The sequence below is a fragment of the Halomonas sp. I5-271120 genome, assembly GCF_030553075.1.
Lineage (GTDB): Bacteria > Pseudomonadota > Gammaproteobacteria > Pseudomonadales > Halomonadaceae > Onishia > Onishia taeanensis_A.
On sequence record NZ_CP130701.1, the window covers coordinates 2,780,225 to 2,803,430 of the forward strand.

General features: G+C 64.0%; 24 protein-coding genes. 11 read left to right on the forward strand and 13 right to left on the reverse strand.

Annotation, left to right across the window (positions count from 1 at the left end):
* Nucleotides 1-14: 14 nt before the first annotated feature.
* On the reverse strand, nucleotides 15-302 hold the full coding sequence (gene gatC / locus Q2K57_RS12425; protein WP_112053388.1) for an Asp-tRNA(Asn)/Glu-tRNA(Gln) amidotransferase subunit GatC: 288 nt from the start codon (nucleotides 300-302) through the stop codon (nucleotides 15-17).
* A 207-nt stretch (nucleotides 303-509) separates the two neighbouring features.
* On the opposite strand from gatC, the gene Q2K57_RS12430 reads away from it, so the two are divergent.
* The 7 genes from Q2K57_RS12430 (at nucleotide 510) to tldD (ending at nucleotide 10,564) form a co-directional block, all read left to right on the forward strand.
* Nucleotides 510-1,547 carry a rod shape-determining protein gene (locus tag Q2K57_RS12430; RefSeq protein ID WP_112053387.1) on the forward strand — a complete coding sequence of 346 codons (1,038 nt, stop codon included), beginning with the start codon at nucleotides 510-512 and terminating at the stop codon, nucleotides 1,545-1,547.
* Between the two features lie 76 nt (nucleotides 1,548-1,623).
* A complete protein-coding gene (gene mreC / locus Q2K57_RS12435) occupies nucleotides 1,624-2,478 on the forward strand; it encodes a rod shape-determining protein MreC (protein WP_304525257.1) in 855 nt (284 codons plus the stop codon).
* Complete coding sequence (mreD, locus tag Q2K57_RS12440) at nucleotides 2,478-2,966, forward strand: rod shape-determining protein MreD (RefSeq protein WP_304525258.1); 489 nt, start codon at nucleotides 2,478-2,480, stop codon at nucleotides 2,964-2,966. The genes mreC and mreD overlap by 1 nt, the downstream gene beginning before the upstream one ends.
* 35 nt (nucleotides 2,967-3,001) lie before the next feature.
* On the forward strand, nucleotides 3,002-3,586 hold the full coding sequence (locus Q2K57_RS12445) for a nucleoside triphosphate pyrophosphatase (protein ID WP_304526696.1): 585 nt from the start codon (nucleotides 3,002-3,004) through the stop codon (nucleotides 3,584-3,586).
* Between the two features lie 33 nt (nucleotides 3,587-3,619).
* Nucleotides 3,620-5,083 carry a ribonuclease G gene (rng, locus tag Q2K57_RS12450; RefSeq protein ID WP_304525259.1) on the forward strand — a complete coding sequence of 488 codons (1,464 nt, stop codon included), beginning with the start codon at nucleotides 3,620-3,622 and terminating at the stop codon, nucleotides 5,081-5,083.
* 10 nt (nucleotides 5,084-5,093) lie between these two features.
* Complete coding sequence (locus Q2K57_RS12455; protein ID WP_304525260.1) at nucleotides 5,094-9,098, forward strand: YhdP family protein; 4,005 nt, start codon at nucleotides 5,094-5,096, stop codon at nucleotides 9,096-9,098.
* Nucleotides 9,095-10,564 (forward strand): metalloprotease TldD, encoded by a 1,470-nt coding sequence (tldD, locus tag Q2K57_RS12460; RefSeq protein ID WP_258395889.1) that lies wholly within the window; start codon nucleotides 9,095-9,097, stop codon nucleotides 10,562-10,564. Before Q2K57_RS12455 ends, tldD begins: the two co-directional genes overlap by 4 nt.
* 117 nt (nucleotides 10,565-10,681) lie before the next feature.
* Here the strand turns inward: tldD and yjgA are convergent, their stop codons facing one another.
* Complete coding sequence (gene yjgA / locus Q2K57_RS12465) at nucleotides 10,682-11,185, reverse strand: ribosome biogenesis factor YjgA (protein ID WP_112053382.1); 504 nt, start codon at nucleotides 11,183-11,185, stop codon at nucleotides 10,682-10,684.
* A gap of 66 nt (nucleotides 11,186-11,251) precedes the next feature.
* Here yjgA and pmbA point away from each other — a divergent pair, with 66 nt between their 5' ends.
* The gene (pmbA, locus tag Q2K57_RS12470) at nucleotides 11,252-12,592 is read left to right on the forward strand and encodes a metalloprotease PmbA (protein ID WP_304525261.1); all 1,341 of its coding nucleotides are present in this window, start codon (nucleotides 11,252-11,254) and stop codon (nucleotides 12,590-12,592) included.
* A 146-nt stretch (nucleotides 12,593-12,738) separates the two neighbouring features.
* Here the strand turns inward: pmbA and Q2K57_RS12475 are convergent, their stop codons facing one another.
* The 11 genes from Q2K57_RS12475 to Q2K57_RS12525 all read right to left on the reverse strand — a co-directional run bounded on the left by Q2K57_RS12475 (nucleotide 12,739) and on the right by Q2K57_RS12525 (nucleotide 20,973).
* On the reverse strand, nucleotides 12,739-13,008 hold the full coding sequence (locus tag Q2K57_RS12475) for an HPr family phosphocarrier protein (RefSeq protein WP_112053380.1): 270 nt from the start codon (nucleotides 13,006-13,008) through the stop codon (nucleotides 12,739-12,741).
* A gap of 5 nt (nucleotides 13,009-13,013) precedes the next feature.
* A complete protein-coding gene (gene rapZ, locus Q2K57_RS12480) occupies nucleotides 13,014-13,919 on the reverse strand; it encodes an RNase adapter RapZ (RefSeq protein ID WP_304525262.1) in 906 nt (301 codons plus the stop codon).
* Between the two features lie 82 nt (nucleotides 13,920-14,001).
* Nucleotides 14,002-14,484, reverse strand: a complete 483-nt coding sequence (locus Q2K57_RS12485) for a PTS sugar transporter subunit IIA (protein WP_112053378.1) — start codon at nucleotides 14,482-14,484, stop codon at nucleotides 14,002-14,004.
* 4 nt (nucleotides 14,485-14,488) lie between these two features.
* Entirely contained in the window at nucleotides 14,489-14,797 is a 309-nt protein-coding gene (gene hpf, locus Q2K57_RS12490; RefSeq protein WP_304525263.1) for a ribosome hibernation-promoting factor, HPF/YfiA family, read from the reverse strand.
* A gap of 156 nt (nucleotides 14,798-14,953) precedes the next feature.
* On the reverse strand, nucleotides 14,954-16,366 hold the full coding sequence (locus tag Q2K57_RS12495; protein WP_112053376.1) for an RNA polymerase factor sigma-54: 1,413 nt from the start codon (nucleotides 16,364-16,366) through the stop codon (nucleotides 14,954-14,956).
* A 202-nt stretch (nucleotides 16,367-16,568) separates the two neighbouring features.
* Nucleotides 16,569-17,294, reverse strand: coding sequence for an LPS export ABC transporter ATP-binding protein (lptB, locus tag Q2K57_RS12500; protein WP_112053375.1), 726 nt, complete (start codon nucleotides 17,292-17,294; stop codon nucleotides 16,569-16,571).
* An 8-nt stretch (nucleotides 17,295-17,302) separates the two neighbouring features.
* Complete coding sequence (gene lptA, locus Q2K57_RS12505) at nucleotides 17,303-17,830, reverse strand: lipopolysaccharide transport periplasmic protein LptA (protein WP_112053374.1); 528 nt, start codon at nucleotides 17,828-17,830, stop codon at nucleotides 17,303-17,305.
* Complete coding sequence (gene lptC / locus Q2K57_RS12510; RefSeq protein WP_112053373.1) at nucleotides 17,827-18,408, reverse strand: LPS export ABC transporter periplasmic protein LptC; 582 nt, start codon at nucleotides 18,406-18,408, stop codon at nucleotides 17,827-17,829. Before lptC ends, lptA begins: the two co-directional genes overlap by 4 nt.
* Nucleotides 18,408-18,992, reverse strand: coding sequence for an HAD family hydrolase (locus Q2K57_RS12515; RefSeq protein ID WP_112053372.1), 585 nt, complete (start codon nucleotides 18,990-18,992; stop codon nucleotides 18,408-18,410). Before Q2K57_RS12515 ends, lptC begins: the two co-directional genes overlap by 1 nt.
* Before the next feature lie 9 nt (nucleotides 18,993-19,001).
* A complete protein-coding gene (locus tag Q2K57_RS12520) occupies nucleotides 19,002-19,982 on the reverse strand; it encodes a KpsF/GutQ family sugar-phosphate isomerase (RefSeq protein ID WP_112053371.1) in 981 nt (326 codons plus the stop codon).
* A gap of 31 nt (nucleotides 19,983-20,013) precedes the next feature.
* Entirely contained in the window at nucleotides 20,014-20,973 is a 960-nt protein-coding gene (locus tag Q2K57_RS12525; RefSeq protein ID WP_369700265.1) for a calcium/sodium antiporter, read from the reverse strand.
* Nucleotides 20,974-21,130: 157 nt separating this feature from the next.
* On the opposite strand from Q2K57_RS12525, the gene Q2K57_RS12530 reads away from it, so the two are divergent.
* The 3 genes from Q2K57_RS12530 to mlaD are packed head-to-tail and all read left to right on the forward strand — an operon-like array spanning nucleotide 21,131 to nucleotide 23,192.
* Nucleotides 21,131-21,952: an ABC transporter ATP-binding protein gene (locus tag Q2K57_RS12530; protein WP_112053370.1), complete on the forward strand. Its 822-nt coding sequence runs from the start codon at nucleotides 21,131-21,133 to the stop codon at nucleotides 21,950-21,952.
* Nucleotides 21,949-22,731, forward strand: a complete 783-nt coding sequence (mlaE, locus tag Q2K57_RS12535) for a lipid asymmetry maintenance ABC transporter permease subunit MlaE (RefSeq protein ID WP_304525264.1) — start codon at nucleotides 21,949-21,951, stop codon at nucleotides 22,729-22,731. Before Q2K57_RS12530 ends, mlaE begins: the two co-directional genes overlap by 4 nt.
* Nucleotides 22,728-23,192, forward strand: coding sequence for an outer membrane lipid asymmetry maintenance protein MlaD (gene mlaD / locus Q2K57_RS12540; RefSeq protein ID WP_112053368.1), 465 nt, complete (start codon nucleotides 22,728-22,730; stop codon nucleotides 23,190-23,192). The genes mlaE and mlaD overlap by 4 nt, the downstream gene beginning before the upstream one ends.
* Nucleotides 23,193-23,206: the final 14 nt, after the last annotated feature.

Below are 23,206 nucleotides of genomic sequence, written 5' to 3' on the forward strand. Positions count from 1 at the left end.
GCAGCGAGCAGGGCTCATTCGACGACGCGGGGCACCAAGTAGAGGCCGTTCTCTACCGCCGGGGCGTTGCGTTGGAAGCGCTCGCGCTGGTCGGTCTCGGTGACCTCGTCGGCGCGCAGACGCTGAGTGGCATCCAGCGGGTGCGCCAACGGGGCCACGCCGTCGGTGTCGACCGCCTGAAGCTGGTCGGCCATCTCGAGAATACGGGTCAGGTCGTCGACATAGCGGTCGGCGTCTGTCTCATCAAGGCCCAGTCGGGCCAGATGCGCCGCGCGCTGCACGTCTTGCGGTTCAAGCGCCATGGTGGATATCCCTTGAGCATGGATCGTGGCGGCGGCGCCGAGCTGGCGTCTGCCGCAGTAAATAACCGCAAAATGTACCATATCCTGGGCCAACTGGCAGGGCTTCCACTCTCGCGTCCGCCCCCGATGTCGCTTGCTGCATTAAAGCGGCGATGGTACCGTTTGCGTCCGCACAGGGTTCCGGTCTGCACTAGGTGAAAGACTTCCATGTTTAAACGTTTACGTGGGCTGTTCTCCAGCGATCTCTCGATCGACTTGGGTACGGCCAACACGCTGATCTATGTTCGCGGACGGGGCATCGTGCTCGATGAGCCTTCCGTGGTGGCGATTCGCCAATCGGGCAATATGCGCACCGTGGCTGCTGTGGGCATTGATGCCAAGCGCATGCTGGGCCGTACGCCGGGCAATATCACTGCCATCCGGCCGATGAAGGATGGCGTGATCGCCGATTTCACCGTGACCGAGCAGATGCTTCAGCACTTTATCCGCAAGGTGCACCAAAGCACCTTCTTGACGCCGAGTCCGCGGGTGCTGGTCTGCGTGCCTTGCATGTCGACTCAAGTCGAGCGCCGTGCGATCAAGGAATCTGCCGAGGGCGCTGGCGCCCGCGAAGTATTCCTGATCGAAGAGCCAATGGCAGCCGCCATTGGGGCCGGCCTGCCGGTCGAAGAGGCCCAAGGCTCGATGGTCGTCGATATCGGTGGCGGTACCAGCGAAATCGCGATTATCTCGCTTAACGGCGTGGTCTACTCGGAATCCATCCGCGTCGGCGGCGACCGCTTCGACGAGGCCATAACCGCCTATGTGCGCCGTCATTACGGCAGCCTGATCGGTGAGGCGACTGCCGAGCGCATCAAGGAAGAGATCGGTTGCGCCTACCCGGGCGGTGAGCTGCGCGAGATCGACGTGCGCGGTCGCAACCTGGCCGAAGGCATTCCGCGCAGCTTCACGCTGAACTCCCATGAGGCCCTCGATGCCTTGCAGGAAACGCTGGCGGCCATCGTCACGGCCGTGAAGAGTGCCCTCGAACAGTCTCCCCCCGAGCTTGCCTCGGACATCGCCGAGCGCGGCCTGGTGCTGACTGGCGGCGGTGCTCTGCTGCGCGACCTAGACAAGCTCATTTCCGAGGAAACCGGCCTGCCGGTGATCGTTGCCGAAGATCCGCTGACCTGCGTGGCGCGTGGTGGCGGCAAGGCGCTGGAAATGATTGATCAGCATACCTTCGAGCTACTCTCCAGCGACTGATCAGTTCGCTAGACCGTGACCCGGGGGAACGCTTATCAAACCGCTGTTCACGCACGCGCCAGTGCCCGGTTACCGCATGCTGCTGTGTGCGGTGCTGGCACTAACGTTGATGTTTGCCGAACATCAATTGTCGCGGGTCGAAGCCTTGCGGGCACAGCTGTCGACCGTGGTTGCGCCCATACAGTGGCTGGTCAGCCTGCCCAGTGATGTCCTGTCATGGGGCTCGCTCGCGATGTCTGATCAGCGCGCCCTTGTCGATGAGAATCGCCAGCTTCGTCAGCAGTTGCTGACCCTGTCACATCGTGTCCAGCGGATGGCCAGCCTGACCGCAGAAAACGTGCGGTTGCGCGAACTCCTGAACGCCACCCAGCGCGATGATATTCCCTTTCTCACCGCGGAACTCCTGTCGCTGGATTCAGACCCCTTCACCCAACAGATGGTCGTCGATCGCGGCCGTCGCGATGGGGTCTATGTGGGGCAGCCGGTGATGGATGCTTCCGGGCTGGTGGGGCAGGTCACCTCGGTCTCGGCCTATACCAGCCGGGTGCTGATGGTGGCCGATGCCAATCATGCGATGCCGGTGCAGGTAAACCGCAACGGGCTGCGGTTCATCATTCAGGGCACGGGGCGCTTTGACGCCATGCGCGTACTGCATGTGCCCGACACCGCCGATATCCGCGAAGGCGACCTGCTGGTGTCCTCGGGACTCGCCGGTCGCTTCCCGGTCGGCTATCCGGTGGCACGAGTCAGTGAGGTGGCGCATGACCCTGGCAAGCCCTTTGCTACGGTGATGGCCACGCCGGTGGCGAAGCTGCAACGCGCCAGGCACTTCCTGCTGCTGTTTCCACCGGATGTCGATGTCGCCGCCGGGGATTCGCTTTGGACGGACGACTTTGACCTCGATCCTCTGCCCAAGGAGTTGATGCGCTGATGGCTGCCATGGGACTGCGCGGATACCTGCTGGTGTGGTCGACCTTGCTGCTGGCACTGTGCCTGCAGGTCATGCCGCTCGCCGACAAGTGGCTGATGTGGCGGCCCGATTGGCTGGGTCTGATGCTGGTCTTCTGGTGCATGGTGATGCCCCGGCGCATCGGGGTCTTTCACGGTTTCGTGCTGGGCATTCTGCTTGATCTTATCGAGGGTTCGCCGCTTGGTCTGAATGCCCTGGCGCTGTCACTCTTGGCCTTTCTGGTTGCCCTGGTCTGTCAGCGCATGCGCGCCTATTCGCTGGTGCAGCAGGCGGTGCTGATCTTTGTGCTGCTCGGCATCGTGCAACTGGTCGATCAGTGGTTGATGACCCTGTTTGGTCCCTTTTCCATTCATCTGGCCTTCCTGCTGCCGTCATTGATCGGCGCTGTCCTGTGGCCCTGGCTGTTCACCATGCTGCAGGCCCTGCGCCGTCGCTTTGCCGTGTCCTGACGGAGGCCTGTCACTCAAAGGAGGAGTGCGTGGCTATTCTGTGTCTGGCCTCGGCGTCCCCGCGCCGACTCGAGCTATTGGCGTCGATCGACGTTGACTGTGAGGTGCGCCCGGTCGATATCGACGAGACGCCGTTGCCGGGAGAGCTTCCCCGTGACTATGTCTGTCGCCTGGCGCGCGTAAAGGCGCTTGCCGGTGCAGTCCTCTCTGAACTTCCGGTGCTAGGGTCGGATACGGCGGTGGTGCTCGACGGCGAAATCCTCGGCAAGCCCCGCGACCGCGCCCATGCCCTCGAGATGCTGGCGGCGCTCTCTGGCAACACCCATGAAGTGCTTACGGGGGTGGCGGTGAGTGGCCCTCAGGGACTGCTGGATATCTGCGTCACGACCCGGGTCACCCTGCGTGCGATCAGTGCCGCTGAGGCGGCCGCCTATTGGGCGACCGGCGAGCCCCGGGACAAGGCCGGGGGGTATGGCATTCAGGGCCGGGCAGCGGTGTTCGTGTCCCATATCGAAGGCAGTCATAGCGCCGTGGTTGGCCTGCCGCTTTATGAAACCGCCGAACTGCTTGCGCGCCAGGGCGTGGCGCTGTGGATGAGTGGCCAGGCAGCTGTGTCATAATACCCGTATGAGCAAATGATTAAGGAAGCCCGCATGAGCGGTGAAGTACTGATCAATCTAACGCCCATGGAAACGCGCGTGGCAGTGGTCGAGAACGGCGTCCTGCAGGAAGCCTTTATCGAGCGCAGCGGGCGAAGGGGCATCGTCGGCAATATCTATCGGGGCAAAGTGGTGCGGGTGCTGCCCGGCATGCAGGCCGCCTTCGTCGACATTGGCATCGACCGCGCCGCCTTTATTCATGCTCACGAGGTCATGGCGCCCAACACGCCGCTCGACGAGCAGGTGTCGATCAGTCAGTTGCTCCAGGAGGGCCAGCCGCTGGTGGTGCAAGCCACCAAGGACCCGATTGGCTCGAAAGGCGCACGGCTTACCACTCATCTTTCCGTGCCCTCGCGCTATCTGGTCTATATGCCGGACTCGCCCCACAACGGCGTCTCCCAGCGCATCGAGGACGAGGGCGAGCGGGAGCGCCTGCGTCAGCTGACCGAGTCCTGCCAGGCCGAGCAGGATATCGAGGTCACCGGCGGCTTCATTATTCGCACCGCCGCCGAAGGCGTGACCCGAGACGAGCTCTACGCCGATATGCACTTCCTGCTACGGCTGTGGCGCAAGGTCAGCGAGCGCAAGCACACCGCCGGTATTCCCAGCGTGATTTACGATGACTTGCCGCTGTTCATCCGCACCCTGCGCGATGTGATGCGCGACGAGATCGAGCGGGTGCGCATCGATTCCCGGGAAAACTTCCAGAAGCTGGTCGAGTTCGCCCGCGAGTTCATGCCCGGTAACGAATCGCGCATTGAGTACTATCCCGGCGAACGGCCGATCTTCGATCTCTACAGCGTCGAGGACGAAATTCAGAAGGCCCTGGGGCGCAAGGTGCAGCTGAAGTCCGGAGGCTATCTGGTGATCGATCCCACCGAGGCGATGACCACCATCGACGTCAACACCGGCGGCTATGTCGGCCATCGCAACCTCGAGGAGACGATCTTCAAGACCAACCTCGAGGCTGCCACGGCGATCGCTCGCCAGTTAAGGCTCAGAAACCTCGGCGGGATCATCATCATCGACTTCATCGACATGGATGACACCGAGCATCAGCGCCAGGTGCTGCGCATGCTCGAAAAGTCGCTTGAGCGTGACCATGCCAAGACCAAGTGCACCGGCGTCACCGAGCTTGGCCTGGTGCAGCTGACCCGCAAGCGCACCCGCGAGAGCCTCGAGCAGACCCTCTGCGAAGCCTGTCCGGTGTGTCATGGCCGTGGCACCCTCAAGACACCGGAGTCGGTGTGTTATGAGATCTTTCGCGAGATACTGCGCGAAGATCGTGCTTACAGCGCCGAGACCTATATGGTGCTGGCCGCCCAGGCGGTGGTTGATCGCCTGCTCGACGAGGAGTCGGCCTCGGTTGCCGACCTGGAAGTGTTTATCGGCAAAACCATACGTTTTCAGGTGGAAGCCCACTATTCTCAGGAACAGTACGATATCGTGCTGATGTAGGAGGCGTGCCATGAGCCCGTTTCGCCTCCTGTCGCGCTGGGCATTGACCACCGTTGCCATCCTGTTGGCCTTGCTCGCCGTTTTGCTGCTGTCACTGCGTCTGGCGGCCGGCGAGCTGGATCGCTTTCGCCCAGAAGTCGAGAGCCTGCTCTCGAATCGATTCAACGCCGAGCTCGACATGGGGCAGCTTAGCGGTGGCTTTCACGGCCTCGATCCGTCGCTGAGCCTCGATAACCTTACCCTGGTCTCACGCACCGAGCCGGCGCGGCCGCTGCTCGAAATCGACAGTGCGCGCCTGCGCCTCGACGGCGTCGCCAGCCTGCTCGGCATGCCCCGGGTCGATGATGCCAACATTCGCGGCGTCACCGTGCATCTCTACCAGAACCCGGATCGCAGCTGGCAATGGCCGCAGCCCGCTGAGCTGCCGCCGGAAATCATCCCTGATGGCCGTTTTACGCTCGAGAGACTCGACTATTGGGTCGGGGTTCTGCTGCGCCAGCGCCTGGCAGTCGAGAACGTGCGCGTCGTGCTGCACGGGCTTGATCGTCGCCTGGCGTTCGATGCGCCCCGTCTGCTGATGGCCGGTGATGCCGGTCGTGCCCATATCGAGGGCCAGCTGCACGTGGCCGACAATCCCGATGCGACCCTGACGGCGGTGCTCGAGGTATTGCCTGGCCAGGGAGGACTGGCTGATTTCAATGCCGCCCTGCAGGCGCGTATGGAACTCGATCACCTGGTGGAACTGGCCGGGGTGCTCAGCCGCAATGAGCCACTGAAGGTCGATGAGGCGCGCGGTGAGGCCAAGCTGTGGGGGCGCTGGCGGCACGGCGCCTTGGAGGATGTGCGGCTGGATGTGGATGTGCCCAGGTTGCGCCTGAGTCACGAGCAGCGGCCGCTGGATCTTCAGGATATTCGTGTCACCGGCCAGTGGCTGCGGGGAGACGACGGCTGGCAGGCCTGGTTGAACACCCAGGGCGATGCGGAAACCGATGTGACGGTATCGAACGCCAGCGCGCCTGCTGGCGCCGGCGTCACGTCTGATGGAGAATCACTTGGTTCTGGAGATGGCTCCGGGCAAGCTTCTGAGCAAGGCTCTGAACCAGGTTTGGAGGATGTGGCCGTTGAGGGCGCTGGTCAAAAGCCAGACGCCACCCTGCCGCCCGCCGATGAGACAGTCGCCATAGGCAAGGCTGACGCCGCCGGTCGGCCCTTACCCAGGCACTGGCAGGCTAGCGGAGACGGCGATGGCTGGTGGCTTAACACCAGCGCGTTTGATCTCGCCGCCCTGGCGGCATGGCGTGAACGCGCTCCCTTGCCCGAGGGCCTGCAGCGGGTCCTTGCTCGCCTGGCGCCGAGAGGGCAGGTGGGCGGCCTCAAGGTGGGACAGCGCGACGGCCATTGGCGCGCTTTCGGCGAGCTTTATGATGTCGCGGTCGATCCCTGGCAGGGCGCACCGGGCGGAGGCCCCCTGGATGCCTGGGTCGAGGCAGAGGATCTGTCCGGCCATATCCGCTTCGCCGACACCGGAGACGAGCCGGCTTCGCTAAATTTCCCTGATGTCTTTGCGGCGCCGATGGCGCTATCGTCGGCCTCCGGGAAGGTCAGTTGGGCCTACCAGGGCGATGGCGTCAGCGTCACCGGCCGTGACCTGGCGGTCGGATGGCACGGTGCGCCGGTGACAGGCAGCTTCGATCTGGAAGTGGGGCGCACCGAACCCGGTCATCTGGCCCTGGACCTTGCCTTTGCCGATGTCGATGCCTCCAGTGGCGATCTACTTGACTGGTTGCCGGTCAAGGCACTTCCCCCGGAACTCACCGAGTGGCTGGGGCGTGGCGTCGCTGGTTTCGTCGATGACGGCAGCCTGTCGCTGAACCTGCCTCTGGTCGATGATGTTCGCACCGAAGACGTGGACCTGTCGCTTGCGCTGGATATTCGTGATGGCACCCTGCCATTCGCACCCGGCTGGCCGGCACTCAATGGTGTCAAAGGTCAACTGCGCCTTGAGAATCAGCGGCTGTCGGCCGACGTCGAAAAAGCCAGCCTGGTCGGCCTACAGGCTCAGGATGCGGCAGTCAGCCTGAACGGTGAGCATCTCGAGGTTTCCGGTCAGGCCGAGGGCAGCACCACGGCGCTGCTGGACTTTCTCGCGGCGATTCCCGGCCTGGATATCGGCCGGGAAGACTGGAACGGCCAGGGCAATGTCACCGGCAAGGTCGATTTGGCAATGGATCTCGGTGCTCCCGATGCGCTGTCGCTGGATGTTAACGCCAGCGTTGATGAGCCTCGCCTGGGCCTAGAGCCCGTGGGGCTTAACGTCTTCAACGTGAATGGCGATGTTGAGTATCGTTATCGCGATGGTCGGGGAGGGTTATACGGCGAGCTTGGTGCCCGGGCCTTCGAGGGCCCGTTGCTGGCACGCTTCGACGGCGATGCCCAGACGATGACGCTGAATGGTCGGGCCCTGGCCCGCGGCCTGCTGGAATGGGCAGGCACGCCGTACCTGGCGCCATTGGTGAGTGGCTATTTCCCCTACACGCTACGCATGCCGGTCAATGGCGAGAAGCCGACCGTGACGCTGGATAGTCGCCTCGAGGGGCTCGCGTTGAACCTGCCGGATCCCTTTGGCAAGACGGCCAGCGAGACGGTGCCGCTGACGCTTAGCATTGACCGGGCTCGCGAGCGGGGCGAGATGGTCCTGCGCGATCGCGCACGGATGCGCTGGCGCAACGCTCCAATGGGGGCTCAGGGACAGCTTTGGCTTGAGAACTGGCCGCTCGAGCCTGGCTGGCAGCGAGACCCTGGCTGGTCGGTGCAGTGGCATACCAACCGACTGCCGGTATCGCCATGGATCGACGCGCTGACCGGGCTGTCGTTGCAGCACCTGAGCGGCGGTCAGGGCACGGCCGCAGGCTCACTGGATGCCATTGACCTGTCCACGCCTTGTCTGTCGCTGAACAACCACTGCCTGGGAACCCTGCAGGCGAGCGCCGATGCGCTGGGCGGCGGCAACTGGCGCATGGCGCTGGATGGCAGCATCGCCAAGGGCGAGGCCGACTATCGTCCATCCGCGGCCAGACCCATCAATGTAGACCTTTCGCGGCTGTCGCTCGACGGCCTGTGGCCGGCCCCAGAGGCCCCCACCCAGGTGTTCGACGAAGTCGCCGTTGCACCAGCGCCGACACCACTGCCGGACTGGCTCGATGCCGTGCCTGACGGCCGGTTGCGGGTGGCCGAGATGACGCGGCTTGGCAGCACCCTGGGGCCCCTGAATCTGAGTTGGAAGGCTTCGCCGTCTCAGCTTGTTCTTGCCCCGCTTGGCCTGACGCTTGGTCAGGTGAGTGCGCGGGGCGAGCTGATCTGGGAAGCCGCCGGATCCGACTCGAGCCTGACGCGTTCTCGCCTGCGCCTGGATGGCGGTGACCTGGGCACGGCGCTGGCCACACTTGGCCAGGACGTGCCGATTCGCAATGCCGAGACTCACGTCGAGTCGCAGCTAGCCTGGCCTGGAGCGCCCTGGCAATTTGCGCTGGTGCGTTCCCGCGGGAGTCTCGATGTCAAACTGCTCGATGGCCGCTTCCTCAACTTGCAGTCGGGCTCCGCCAAGCTGATAGGGTTGCTCAATTTCGATAACCTGCTGCGCCGCCTGCGGCTGGATTTCTCCGATGTCACCGGGCAGGGCACGGCCTTCGATCGTGTCAACGGCAGTGCGACGCTGTATGGTGGGATTCTCGAGACCTATGGTCCCGTGCAGATCGAAGCGCCGGCGACGCAGTTCAGTCTCGAGGGTCAGGTTGACCTGGCGCGACGTGAACTCGATCAGCGCCTTGCGATCACAGTACCAGTGACACAGGCGTTGCCGGTGGCGGCGCTGGTGGCCGGTGGTCCGGTCATCGGCGGGGCCGTCTTCCTCGCTCAGCGCCTGTTCGGTCGTGCCATCGACCGCGTGACCCGAATCCACTACCGCGTGCAAGGTCCTTGGACCGATCCGCGGATTTCTCTGGAAAGTGCCGAATGATGCTCAAGTCCTCCGAACTCTCTTCCCAGGACATGCTGGACACTGCCGTCAGCACCCTGCTGGCCCCAGGTGGCCTCGACCTGGCGGCGCTCGATACCGGCCTCGGTCATGCCCTGGGGCCCGGCGTCGACTTTGCCGATCTCTACTTTCAACGCAGCTGGCACGAGAGCTGGGTGCTGGAAGATGGCGAGGTCAAGGATGCCAGTTACAACATCGATGGCGGCGTCGGCGTGCGCGCCATGTCCGGCGAAAAGACCGGCTTTGCCTATTCCAACCAGGTCAGCGCCGATGCGCTTCGCGAAACCGGGCGCACCGCGTCCGGCATCGCGCGTAGCGGCTCGCGGCTGACCCAGGTCGCCCCGCAATTGACCGCCGCTTCGCAGCGCTATGCAGGGATCGATCCGCTGTCCGGCCTCTCGGCGGAAGAGAAGATCGCGATGCTCAAGGAAGCCGACCGGGTCGCCCGCGCGGCGGACTCGGCGGTCAGCCAGGTCAGCGCCTCCCTGACCGGCGTGCACGAGGTGGTGCTGGTGCGCGCCAGTGACGGCACCCTGGGCGCGGATATTCGCCCTCTGGTGCGTCTCAATGTCAGCGTGATCGCCGTGCGTGACGGTCGCCGCGAACGCGGCAGCGCCGGTGGTGGCGGCCGCTACCCGATGGCGAGACTGCGCGACGAGGGCGCACCCAAGCGCTTCGCTACCGAAGCCGTGCGACAGGCGCTGGTCAATCTCGAGGCCATCGACGCCCCGGCCGGCCAGATGCCGGTAGTGCTGGGCGCGGGCTGGCCCGGCATTCTGCTGCATGAGGCGGTGGGACACGGCCTCGAAGGCGACTTCAACCGCAAGGGCAGCTCGGCGTTCGCCGGCCGCATGGGCGAGCGGGTCGCCGCCCCCGGCGTGACCGTAGTCGACGATGCGACCCTGAGCGATCGCCGCGGCTCGATGAGCATCGACGACGAAGGTACGCCGGGTCAGTACACGCCGCTGATCGAAGACGGTGTGCTGACCGGCTACATGCAGGACAAGCTGAATGCACGCCTGATGGGCATGTCGCCCACCGGCAACGCGCGCCGTGAATCCTATGCCCACATGCCCATGCCGCGCATGACCAACACCTACATGCTGGCCGGAAAGGACGATCCCGCGGATATCCTCAAGAGCGTCAAGCGGGGCATTTATGCGGTCAGCTTCGGCGGTGGTCAGGTGGATATCACCTCGGGCAAGTTCGTGTTCTCGGCGAGCGAAGCCTACCTGATCGAGGACGGCAAGATCACCGCGCCGGTCAAGGGCGCGACCCTGATCGGCAACGGCCCCGAAGCCATGGGCCGTGTCTCGATGATCGGCCATGACCTTGAGCTCGATACCGGTATCGGCGTCTGCGGCAAGGAAGGGCAGGGCGTTCCGGTGGGGGTTGGTCAGCCAACCCTGAAGCTCGATGAGCTGACCGTCGGCGGCACCGATTCGTGAACCAGGCAGCTGAGCTCGCGTCCCAGCGGCGCGGGCCATCGGCTCGGCATAGGCATTGAGGGTGAAGTCAACGCCGCTGCCGGGCCGATGGGGGTGCGTTGAGGGCGCTGCCTGTGATTACAGGCCGGCCGTATCGCGAATCAGCTTGAACAGCTTGCGCGCGCTGGCTGGCGGCTTCTCCTGGTCACGCTCGCGGCGTGCGTTGCGGATCAGCTGGCGCAGCGCCTGTCGGTCGACGTCGGGGTGGTCAACGATGAAGGGCTCGAGGGCCTCATCATCGTCGATCAGCCGGTCACGCAGACCTTCCAGGCGGTGGAAAGCGTGATCACGCCGCAGCTGTTCCTGCTCGAACTCGTCGAAGACCGCCTGGATGCCGGCCACGTCCTCGCGACGCATCAGCTTGCCGATGTACTGCATATGTCGGCGACGCCCCTCATGGGAGCGGATGCGCGCGGTTTCCTCGATAGCCGCCAGCAGCTCATCGGAGAGAGGTAGCCGCGCACGCCATGCGTCGGAGAGGGCGATGATCTTCTCGCCCAGCGCCTGCAGGGCCTGCATTTCCTGTTTGCGCTGGGTCTTGCTTTGCCGACCGTCGTGGTCGGCGGGCGTTTCAATTGACATGCCATTACCATCAGCATTGGGAGGTTGGCGCAGTATACCAGCCAGCCTCGCGACAAGGAGACCAAGATGACTCAGGCTTTCGATGCCGCCGCCCAGCAGGCATTGCTGGAGTCCCGGGCCCAGGCCGCGCTCGACCAGGCGCGCTCCCTGGGGGCCGATGCCTGCGAGGTGGGGGCCAGCGTCGATCAGGGAATCGGCGTCAGCGTGCGCCTTGGTGAGGTGGAAACCGTCGAGCTGTCCCGTGATCAGGGCATCGCGGTGACCGTCTATGTGGGCAAACGCAAGGGCACGGCATCGTCGTCGGATGCCGGCGAAGCCTCCATCCGCGCCGCCGTGGATCAGGCCATGGCCATCGCGCGCCACACCGGTGAGGACGGCTTTGCCGGCCTGGCGCCGGCCGAACTGATGGCCCGCGAGCTGCCGGACCTCGATGTCCACCATCCCTGGCCGTTGACCACCGATGAAGCCATCGAGCGCGCCCTGGCCTGCGAAGCGGCCGGCCGGGCGGTGGAAGGGATCAGCAAGTCCGAGGGTGCGGACCTCTCCAGCGGCGAAGGCGTGCGTGTCTATGCTAATAGCCACGGTTTTCTCGGCAGCCAGCGCGGCAGCCGCCACTCGCTGTCCTGCATGCTGATCGCCGAGGACGACAACGGCATGCAGCGCGACTATGACTACTCCAGCGAACGTGACCCCCGCAAGCTCGCCAGCGCCGAGGCAATCGGTGCCTCGGCCGCTGAGCGCACCCTGCGGCGCCTGGGGGCCCAGCGCCCGGTGACCGGTCGCTTCCCGGTGATGTTCGACCCCAGCCTGGCCGGCGGCCTGATCGGCCATCTGATGGGAGCGCTGGCCGGTGGTGCCCTGTACCGCGAGTCCTCTTTCCTTTGTGATCGGCTCGGCGACAGTCTCTTTCCGGACTGGTTCAGCCTCTTTGAGCGGCCCCGGGAAATGGGCGCCATGGCCAGCAGCCCCTTCGACAATGACGGCGTCTACACCCGTGACAATGTGTTCATCGACCAGGGGCGCATCGCCAGCTATATGCTCTCGGCTTACAGCGCCAAGCGGTTGAACATGACCACTACCGGTAATGCCGGCGGGGCGCGAAATCTGCGTCTAGAAGCGCCGCTCGAGAGCCGTGATGCGCTGCTTGCGAAAATGGATCGTGGTGTGCTGGTCACCGAGCTGATGGGGCAGGGGGTCAACGGCGTGACCGGTGACTACTCGCGCGGTGCCGCGGGCTTCTGGGTCGAGAATGGCCGCATCCAGTATCCGGTTGAGGAATTCACCATTGCCGGCAGCCTGCCGAAGATGTTCGCGGGACTGATCGGGGTCGGCGACGATATCGATACTCGCGGTAGCGTGCATAGCGGCAGTTGGCTGATCGATGAGATGACGATCGCCGGCGGTTAACCAACAGGGTACGGCCTATGGCGAGGCCAGCCCTATTCCAATGCCCAGCTAGCCAAAACAAAAGCCACCCTTCGGGGTGGCTTTTTGCGGTCTTGCCGGTCAGAACAAAAACGGTGGCGCACGTGCTGAGACTGGCCGCTAGCGGCTCAGGCATCCTCGTCGAAGCGCGCCTCGAACAGCGCTTCGACGGCCGCCAGCACGGCCTCGGCGTCATCGCCCTCGGCATGGATCTCCAACGCGCTGCCACAGGGAGCGGCGAGCATCAACAGCGCCATAACGTTGGCGGCATCGGCGTCTCGGCCCTGATGATGCACGGTGACGCAGGCCTTATAGGCCTGGCAGCACTGCACCAGCTTGGTCGCTGCACGCGCATGCAGGCCGCGCTTGTTGACGAGGGTGAGCTCACGTCTTGGCATGGCCGTCAGCGTCCTTGCTGTCCTGAAGAGTCGGGCTGAGAGATGGCGGTGTGGATACCCAGTTCACGGTGGCGCAGCCGCACTCCGGGGTGGTGTGTTGCGAAGTGGCGGGCCAGCCGCTCGGCGAGATAGACCGAGCGATGTTGGCCGCCGGTGCAGCCAATGGCCACCGTCATGTAGCTGCGGTGACTGGCCTGGTAGGCTGGCAGCCAGCGGGTCAGCCAGTCGATGATGTCGCTGGCTAGCCGGTCCACGTCTTCGTACCCCTCGAGAAACTCGATGATCTCCGGGTCGCGGCCGGTAGACTGACGCAGTCGCGGGTCCCAGTAGGGGTTGGGAAGACAGCGAGCATCGAACACGGTATCGGCATCCAGTGGTACGCCGCCCTTGAAGCCGAAAGATTCGAACGTCAGAGTCATCTGCTGGTCGTGATGCTGGGCAACCTGCTCGCAGATACGGCCCCGCAGCTCGTGAACCGACAGTCGGGAGGTGTCGATGATCAGGTCGGCGAGATCCAGGATCTCGGCGAGAGCGCCCTCTTCGCTGTCGATGGCCTCGGCCAGCGTCATCTGGCTGTCGCGCGTCAGCGGGTGGCGCCGTCGGGTGGCCGAATAGCGCTCGAGCAGGATCTTCGATTCGGCGGTCAGATAGACCACCTGACACTGGATGCCGCGGGCCTGAAGATCGGCGAGTAGGCTCGGGAAGCGCTCAAGGGCATCCGGAAGGTTGCGGGCATCGATGCTGACGGCGCTGCAAGAGCGTCGCGTCGCGTCGCGCTGCAGCTCGTCGACCAGGGAACTCAGCAGCATGGCGGGTAGGTTGTCGATCGCGTAGTAGCCCAGGTCTTCCAGGGCCTGCAGGGCAATCGACTTGCCTGAACCGGAGCGGCCGCTGATGATCACGAGCTGCATGCATATCTCCTGCTGGCCGGGTCAGTGGGCGGTGGTGATCAGTGAGCGTGTGAGTGCGTCGCGCAAGGCGCAGGTCTGGCTGTTAGCCAGAACGGTCTTCGCTTGCGTGGCGGCGGATGGCGTCCAGCAAGGTCTCGTAAAGCTGGCGCTGGGTCTCGCTCTTACGCAGCTGCTGGCGCGTCTCGGGGTCGTTCATGACCGCCGCGACTTGGCCGAGCAGGGCGAGGTGAGCGTCATCGGCCTGTTCAGGGACCAGCAGCACGAAGACCAGATCAACGGGCTCGCCGTCGATGGCATCGAAGTCAACAGGCTCGCTGAGCTTGAGGAAACCGGCCAGAGGTGACTTGCAGTGCGGGTTTCGGGCATGCGGAATGGCAACGCCATGTCCGATGCCCGTGCTGCCCAGCCGCTCGCGACCAACCAGGCGACTGAAGACCTCCTGGCTGTCCAGGCTGGGCGTATTCTGGGCGATGAAGGTGCTGAAGAATTCCAGCACACGCTTCTTGCTTCCCCCGGGCACGCCGAACAGGGCGCGCTCGGGGGGCAGGATGGATTCCAACGTCATGATGTCAGCGAACGCTGGCGCCTTGGGCGCGCGCCTGTGTTTTTTCCTTGTGCTTGACAAGCTGACGGTCGAGCTTGTCGGCGAGGGCGTCAATCGCGGCGTACATATCTGTGTCTTCGGCTTCGGCATGCAATTCAGCACCGGCTGCATGCAGGGTGCAGCCGGCCTGCTGGCGCTCTTTCTCGATGGAAAGGGTGGCCTGAACCGTGGTGATGTTGTCGTAATGACGCTCCAGGCGGGCGAGCTTCTCGTTCACATAGTCACGCAGTGCGTCGGTGAGTTCGACGTGATGGCCGGTGATGTTGACTTGCATGGCACGCTCCTTATCCTGCGGTTGGCCAATCGATTGTAACCCTTTTTGGCGCGCTGCATACCCCTTCTCAAGGCGCTTTTCCTACGCGATTACTTTCGGTGTTTTTCCACCGCCAGGTCAACAGGTTATGCCGTTAAGGTGCGGTTCTTCACGGCATCATGAAAGCCGCTTGCGCTCACTGGAAGGTGGGATGCCCAGCGCTTCTCGATACTTGGCCACGGTACGCCTGGCTACCTGTATACCACTATCGGCCAGCAGATCGACCAGCTTGCTGTCTGAGAGCGGCTTGCGCGGCGGCTCGCTGCCGATCAGCTTCTTTAGCCGCGCGCGAATGGCCGTACTGGAATGCGCGTCACCGCCTTCGCCGCCGACCTGGCTCGAGAAGAAATACTTCAGCTCAAAAACGCCCCGCGGGGTATGGATGAATTTCTGCGTGGTGACCCGCGAGATCGTCGATTCATGCATTTCGACCTGTGCGGCGATGTCGGCCAGGATCAGGGGCTTCATGGCCTCTTCGCCCTTATCGAGGAAATCGAGTTGGCGAACCATGATTTCGCGCCCCACGCGCAGCAGGGTGTCGTTGCGGCTCGACAAGCTCTTGATCAGCCAGCGAGCCTCCTGCAGATGCTGCTTCATGAAGGTGTTGTCGTCGCTCTTGTCGGCACGACGAATCAGTGCGGCATAATCCGGCTGGATGCGCATCCGCGGCAGTGCCTCGGGGTTGAGCTCGATATGCCACCCCTCATGGCTGTGCCGGGCGATCAGGTCGGGAATCACATAATCGCTGCCGTCGTTGTCGAACGCCTGGCCGGGTCGCGGATCGAGTGAGCGGATCAGGGCGATCACCTGGCCTAGCTGCTCGTCGTCCAGTCGCAACCGCCGCTTGAGCAGCTTGCGATCATCGCTGGCCAGGGCCTCGAGAAACTGGCGAATCAGGCGCTTGGCCTGGGGAAGCAGGGGAATGTCTGCCGGCAGGGCGCCAAGTTGGAGTAGCAGGCACTCGCGCAGGTCGCGGGCAAAGATACCGGTGGGCTCGAACTGCTGCAGGCGCAGCAGGACCCGTTCGACGTCACTGGTCTTGAGGCTGTCGAGCCCCTGGGCACGCAGGCCCTGAGTCAATTCGTCGAGGCTGCCTTCCAGGTAGCCGCTGGGGGCCACGGCATCGATCAGGCTCTCGGCAATCTGGCGTTCGGTATCATTGACGTCGGCCATGGCCAGTTGCCAGGCGAGATGGTCGCGCAGGCTGACACCGATGGCATTGCGATCGAGGTCGGGGCCCTCTGAGCCGGCTCCTGAGGCCGCCATGTCCTGATAGGTATCAGACCAGTCGCTGTCGGTAGACAACTCGCTTGGAATCTCGGTAGACCAGTCATCCTCACGTGGCTCGGCAACGTCCTGCTCGCCATAGGCCTCATCGAGTTCCAGCATGGGGTTGGATTCCAGCGCCTGCTGAATCTCCTGGCGCAAATCCAGGGTCGAGAGTTGCAGCAGCGCGATCGCCTGCTGGAGCTGAGGTGTCATGGTCAGCTGGGTGCCGACGCGGAGTTGCAACGAGGGTTTCATGACCATGGCGTGGCGCGTGTCAGCAAAATGGAATGGATAACTTAGCCCCTGGCCGGATGCCATGCAAGCCACTGAGAGCAAATCATTAGCAATAAACATGCCATTGACAGGCAAAGATTCGCATTTCGAATGTCAGGCAGGGGCTTTGTGTCGTCGGGGGAGGTGGGGTTCCTGCGCCAGATTGGCATCTAGAGCGCTGCAGTGAGGCCTAGAGCCGGAAATCCTCGCCCAGGTAGACGTCCCTGACCTTCTGGTTGGCGAGGATGGCCTCGGTATCGCCTGCGGCAATGATTTCACCGTCGCCGACGATGTAGGCGCTGTCGCAGATATCCAGGGTCTCACGCACGTTGTGGTCGGTGATCAGTACGCCGATGCCGCGTGCGCGCAGGGCACGGATGATCGACTTGATGTCGGATACCGAGATCGGGTCGACGCCAGCGAAGGGCTCATCGAGCAGGATGAAGGCCGGCTCGGTGGCCAGCGCACGAGCGATCTCGACTCGGCGGCGCTCGCCACCGGACAGGCTCATGCCGGTGTTGTCGCGGATGTGGTCGATGTGAAACTCGGCCAGCAGTTCCTCGAGTCGGGTCTGGCGACCGGCACGGTCGAGGTCGCGGCGGGTCTCGAGAATGGCCAGGATGTTGTCCTTGACCGACAGCTTGCGAAAGATCGAGGCTTCCTGGGGCAGGTAACCGATACCGGCCTGCGCCCGCTCGTGCATGGCGGCTGCGGACAGGTCCAGGTCATCGATGTGCACCGTGCCGGCATCGGCACGCACCAGCCCGACGATCATGTAGAACGAGGTGGTCTTGCCTGCGCCGTTGGGCCCCAGCAGGCCGACGATCTGGCCCTGGTCGATGGACAGGCTGATGTCCTTGACCACACGGCGGCGTTTGTAGCTTTTGGCCAGGTGGCGAACGCTCAGGGTCTTCATGATGGGCCTTATTGCTGAGGTGTCAGGGTCATGCGCACGCGCTGGTCTTGATCACCATCGCTATTGCCATTGCTGGTGGCTTCGACCACGCGACGATCGAGATAGTAGTCGACCTTGGCGCCGGTGAACGTGTCCTGGCCGCGATGAAGCTCTGCCTGATTGATCAGCTCTACCCGGCGCTCGAGGGTGTGATAGATGATGGTGCGACCCCAGCCCTTCGCCAGCGGCGCATCGGGGCTCGGCTTCTGTTCGATGTAGGCCCGGTTGCCGGTGGCGTCGATGCGGGACACTTCGCCCTGATCGGTGCGGCTGATGGTGACCTTCTGACCGGTCAGCTTCATGCTGCCCTGGCGCATGTCGACATCGCCGGTGTAGACGGCGGTCCCCGCCTGGTCATCGAGTTCCAGGCGGTCGGCGACGATCTCGATGGGTGCGCTGGCGTCGCCCTCGAGGGCCAGTGCCGGTAATGCGCCCAGGCTCAGCAGGGCGGGTAGCAGCAGGCCAAGAGCCCGGCGTGTAAGGTCGCGTCTCATCATGGGGCTTGCTCCTTAGGAGGGTGGAAACCGTGAACGTTGCCGGTCAGGCGCATCAGGTCATCATCGAACCATACATCCAGCTTGTCACCCCGCATGCGCTGGGGTGGCTGGGTGATGTGGGCTTCGCCGTCGCTCCAGGCGTGGTTGGTGACGGTATCGACGTGCAGAACGTCGGTGTCCAGCTGCCAGCCTTCTCCGGGGGACTCGAGGTGTGCATCGCCGCGCAGCACCAGCGGGTTGCCGTCTGCGCCCAGCGTACCTTCCAGGCCGCTCGCCAGCCACAGGTCGCCATCGCTATCGAGCAGGCGAGCCTTGGGTGTCTCGGCGCGGGTCAAGTCGTTGTTCGGGGTGTGCACCAGTCGCGGTGTTACCAGGCGCTGATGAGGCCGGCCTTCTTCATCGAAGCGGGTCAGGGTCACGCCCTCGAGATAGAAATCGGGCTCGCCGGCGCTGTCCGTCGGCACCGGTCCCGGCGTGGGCACATCGCTCTGCTCGATGAATGTCAGGACGCCGCCCAGCGCGACCAGCAGCAGGGCTAGCCAGACGCGGGGCGAGGGGCGAGGCAGGCGCATTGCCATCAGCTGCGACCGGGGGCCACGGTTGCGTGTCCTGACGCGCCGGCGGCGTAGGACTCGATCACCGCGGTCCAGTGGCCCTGGATGTCGAGCAGGGTGTCGCAGATATCGCGTACGGCGCCGTGGCCGCCGCTGCGTGCGGTGACCCAGTCGGCCGTCTGGCGCACGTAGGAGGGCGCGTTGGGCACGCTGATGCCGAGGCCTGCGGCCTGGATAGCGGCCAGATCCTGAAGATCATCGCCGCAGTAGGCGGCCTGAGACAGCTCGAGACCCAGGCTCTGGGTCAGTTCGCGCAGGGCGATGAGCTTGTCGTCGCGGTGCTGGAAGACGTGTTCTATTCCTAGGGCGGCGGCGCGCTGAGTGACCATCGGCGATTCGCGTCCGGTGATCAGGGCGACCTCGATGCCGGCCTGGCGCAGCAGCTTGATGCCGTGCCCATCCTGGGTGTGGAAAGCTTTGATCTCGATGCCGTCGGCCTGAAAGTAGAGGCGACCGTCGGTGAGGATACCGTCCACGTCCAGTGCCAGCAGGCGGATCTGACGGGCGCGACCGGTAAGTTCTGGCGCAAGCGTGGAATCGGGTGTCATGACATCTCCTTAGATGACGCCGCTTCTCAGCAGGTCGTGCATGTGCAGGGCGCCAATCGGGCGCCCTTGCGCATCGACGACGGCGAGGGCGCTGATGCGGCTGCCCTCCATGATACGCACGGCTTCGGCTGCAAGCACGTCGGCGCGGGTGCGCTTGCCGGGCGAGGTCATGACCTCATCGACGCTCAGGGCGTGCAGGTCGCTGTGCTGGTCGAGGGTGCGACGCAGATCGCCATCGGTATAGACGCCGGCGAGCAGGCCATCGCTGTCGATCACACAGGTGAAGCCGAGCCCCTGACGGGTGATCTCGATCAGCGCATCACGCAGTGGGCTTCCCAGCGGTACCTGAGGCAGGCGTTCGCCCTGGTGCATGAGATCGCCCACGGTGAGCAGCAGTCTTCTGCCCAGGCTGCCGCCGGGATGCGAGAGCGCAAAGTCTTCGGCGGTGAAGCCGCGGGCCTCGAGAAGCGCTACCGCCAGGGCGTCGCCCAGGACCAGGGCAGCGGTGGTCGATGCGGTCGGCGCCAGGTCCAGCGGGCAGGCTTCGCGCTCCACGCCTGAGTCGAGGTGGGCCTCGGCGTGGCGGGCCAGGGTCGAGTCCGGGCGGCCGGTCATGCTGATCAGCGGAACGCCCATGCGCTTGAGCAGCGGTAGAAGGGCCGTCACCTCAGCGGTTTCGCCGGAATTGGAAAGGGCCACGACCACATCGCCAGGGGTAATCATGCCCAGGTCGCCGTGGCTGGCTTCGCCTGGGTGGACGAAGAAGGCCGGGGTGCCGGTGCTGGCAAGCGTCGCTGCGATTTTGCCGCCGATATGGCCGGACTTGCCCATGCCGGTTACCACCACGCGGCCCTGGCAGCCGAGCAGCAGGTCGCAGGCGCGATCGAAGTTGGCGTCGATGCGGGCGTTGAGCGCCTCGATGGCGTCGCGCTCGATGTTGAGGGTGCGGCGGGCGCTGGCCCGGTAGGGCGAGTCGTTGGTGTCAGTCATGACGAAATTGTTGCCCGTTGTCAGGTTTCACTCAAGCGCCGGTCATGCTGGACTGGATCAGCAGACCCAGGTAGCCGACATAGATCAAGGTCAGCAGGGCGCCGGGGATGCGGCCCAGGCTGCCGCGACGCTGCCAGAGCAGCCAGCTGCCGAGCAGCAGGGTCAGCAGCAGCATGGTGGGGTAATCGCGGCTGATGGCGTGGACATCGACCGGGCCCGGGGCCAGCAGGCCGGGCATGGGCAGCACGGCCAGCATGTTGAAGAGGTTGGAGCCGATGACGTTGCCGATGGCGATATCGTGGTGGCGCTTGAGGGCGCTGGCCACGCAGGCGGCAAGTTCTGGCAGGCTGGTGCCGATGGCTACTACCGTCAGGCCGATCACCAGTTCGCTGACGCCGAAGGCGCTGGCAATCTCGCTGGCGCCCCATACCAACAGTCGCGAGCTTGCTACCAGGAGCACCAGGGTGCCCGCCAGCCAGATCAGTGCCTTGGGCAGGGCCATGTCGGGAATCTCACCGTCCTGGGTTTCTTCACTGCCAGTACCGCCATCGGCCCGGAACAGCCACCACAGGCTGAATACCAGCAGGGCGGCGAGCAGTAGGGCGTCATAGAGGCCAAGGTCGCCATCCGCCAGCGCATAGCCGGCAAGACCGGTGGCGCCGAGCAGCAGGGGGAGTTCGCGGCGTACGATCGAGAAGCGCACCGGAATGGGCACGATCAAGGCGGTAATGCCGAGCACCAGACCGATATTGGCGATGTTGGACCCCAGGGCGTTGCCGGTGGCGAGATCGGGCGTGCCGTCCAGCGAAGCCATTATGGCGACGATGATTTCGGGGGCCGAGGTGCCCAGCGCGACGATGGTCATGCCGATCAGCAGCGTACTCATGCCGGCGCGGTAGGCGGTGGCGGCCGCGGCTCCCACGAAGCGGTCGGCACTCCATAAAAGGCCTACGAAGCCAAGCGCGACGGCAGACAGGGGTAGCAGCATCATCAAAAGGGGTCCGTGTCGGTCAGTGAAGAGCGGCCAATTAAACGCGTTGGGGCGTCGCGAATCAAGGTGACATCGCCGGTCGCGCCCTTGGCGCTAGCGGTGATCGTGGCGGTTAATATACAATGTTCGATAATTTTCGGGTGGAGGTTAGGACGCCATGAATGATTCGCCCTTGGTGGTGGTCGAAGGGCTGCGCTTCTCACGTGGCGATAGGGATATCTTTCGGGGCGTGGATCTCACCATCCCCCGCGGCAAGATTACCGCGATCATGGGGCCGAGCGGCTCCGGCAAGACGACTCTGCTCAAGCTGATCGGTGGCCAACTGGCGCCGGATGCCGGGCGAGTGACGATCGACGGTCATGATGTCCACGCCCTGTCCCGCAAGAAACTGTTCGCGCTGCGCCGTCGGATGGGCATGCTGTTTCAAAGCGGCGCGCTGTTCTCGGACCTGAGCGTTTTCGAGAATGTGGCCTTTCCGCTGCGCGTGCATACGGACCTGCCCGACGCGATGATTCGCGACGTGGTGCTGATGAAGCTCGAAGCGGTGGGGCTTCGCGGTGCCCGCGAGCTGATGCCCGCCGAGCTGTCCGGCGGCATGGCCCGCCGGGTAGCACTGGCGCGGGCGCTGGCGCTGGATCCGGAGCTTATCCTCTATGATGAGCCCTTCGTCGGCCAGGATCCCATTTCCATGGGCGTGCTGGTGCAGTTGATTCGTCGCGTCAATGATGCGCTGGGACTCACCGCCGTGGTGGTCTCTCATGATATCAAGGAGACGCTGTCGATCGCCGACTACGTCTACGTGATCGCCGACGGCAAGGTGATGGCTCATGGCACGCCGGAGAGCCTGAATGTCGATCAGGATCCTCGCGTCAGTCAGTTCATGCACGGCGAGCCCGATGGGCCGGTGCCGTTCCATTATCCAGCCGACGACTTCTACCTCGACATGCTCAATGCGGGGAATGCGGGAGAGATGCGATGATGACGCGAATTACTCGCCTGGGACGCCATGGCTGCGATCTGGTCGAGGCGCTGGGCCGTGCCGGCATGTTCCTTGGGCAGTCGCTGGTGGGTCGTCCCACCGTTGAGGGCTTTAAGCTGTGGCTGCGCCAGATGCACTTCATCGGCGTGCTGTCACTGGCCATCATTCTGGTGTCGGGGCTGTTCATCGGTATGGTGCTGGCCCTGCAGGGCTTTACCATTCTGGTGGACTTCGGGGCCGAGGATGCCCTGGGGCAGATGGTTTCACTGTCGCTGTTGCGCGAGCTGGCGCCGGTGGTGGCGGCTCTGCTGTTTGCCGGGCGTGCCGGTTCGGCACTGACCGCCGAGATCGGCCTGATGAAGGCGACCGAGCAGCTGAGCAGCATGGAGATGATTGGCGTCGACCCGCTCAAACGGGTGGTGGCGCCGCGCCTCTGGGCGGGCTTCGTGTCGCTGCCGCTGCTGACCGTCGGCTTCAGCGTCATTGGTATCTGGGGCGGCCATCTGGTGGGCGTCGAGTGGCTCGGCGTCTATGAAGGCTCTTACTGGGGCAACATGCAGTCCAGCGTCGACTTCGTCGATGACATCGGCAATGGCATGCTCAAGAGCCTGGTGTTCGCTCTGGTCGTGACCTGGATCGCGGTGTTCCAGGGCTATGATTTGGTGCCGACCTCGGAAGGCATTTCACGCGCTACCACAAGAACGGTGGTGTATTCCTCGCTGGCGGTATTGGGACTGGATTTCGTGCTGACCGCGCTGATGTTTGGAGAACTGGGATGAAGCGCAGCAAGATGATGGAGTTTGGGGTCGGTCTGTTCATGCTGGCCGGGATTCTCGGGGTTATCTTCCTGGGAGTGAGCGTCAGCGGCCTGTCCGTCGGCGGTGGTAAGGACACTTATACGCTGCAGGCTAATTTCGCCAATATCGGCGGCCTCAAGTCGCGAGCACGGGTCACCATGGCGGGTGTTACCGTGGGTCGGGTGGAGAATATCGAGCTGGATACCGAGTGGTATGACGCCCGTGTGACCCTGGCCCTCGACAGCCGCCTGGAAGGGCAGCTGTCCCGTGATACCACGGCCTCGATTCTCACCTCTGGACTGCTGGGTGAGCAGTATATCGGCCTATCGGTGGGCGGTGATCCCGATACCCTGGCCGACGGTGACACCATCAGCGATACCCAGTCGGCGCTGGTGTTGGAGCAACTGATCCAGCAATTCGTGGCCAATATGGCCACGAATTAATCATGATCTGCCTT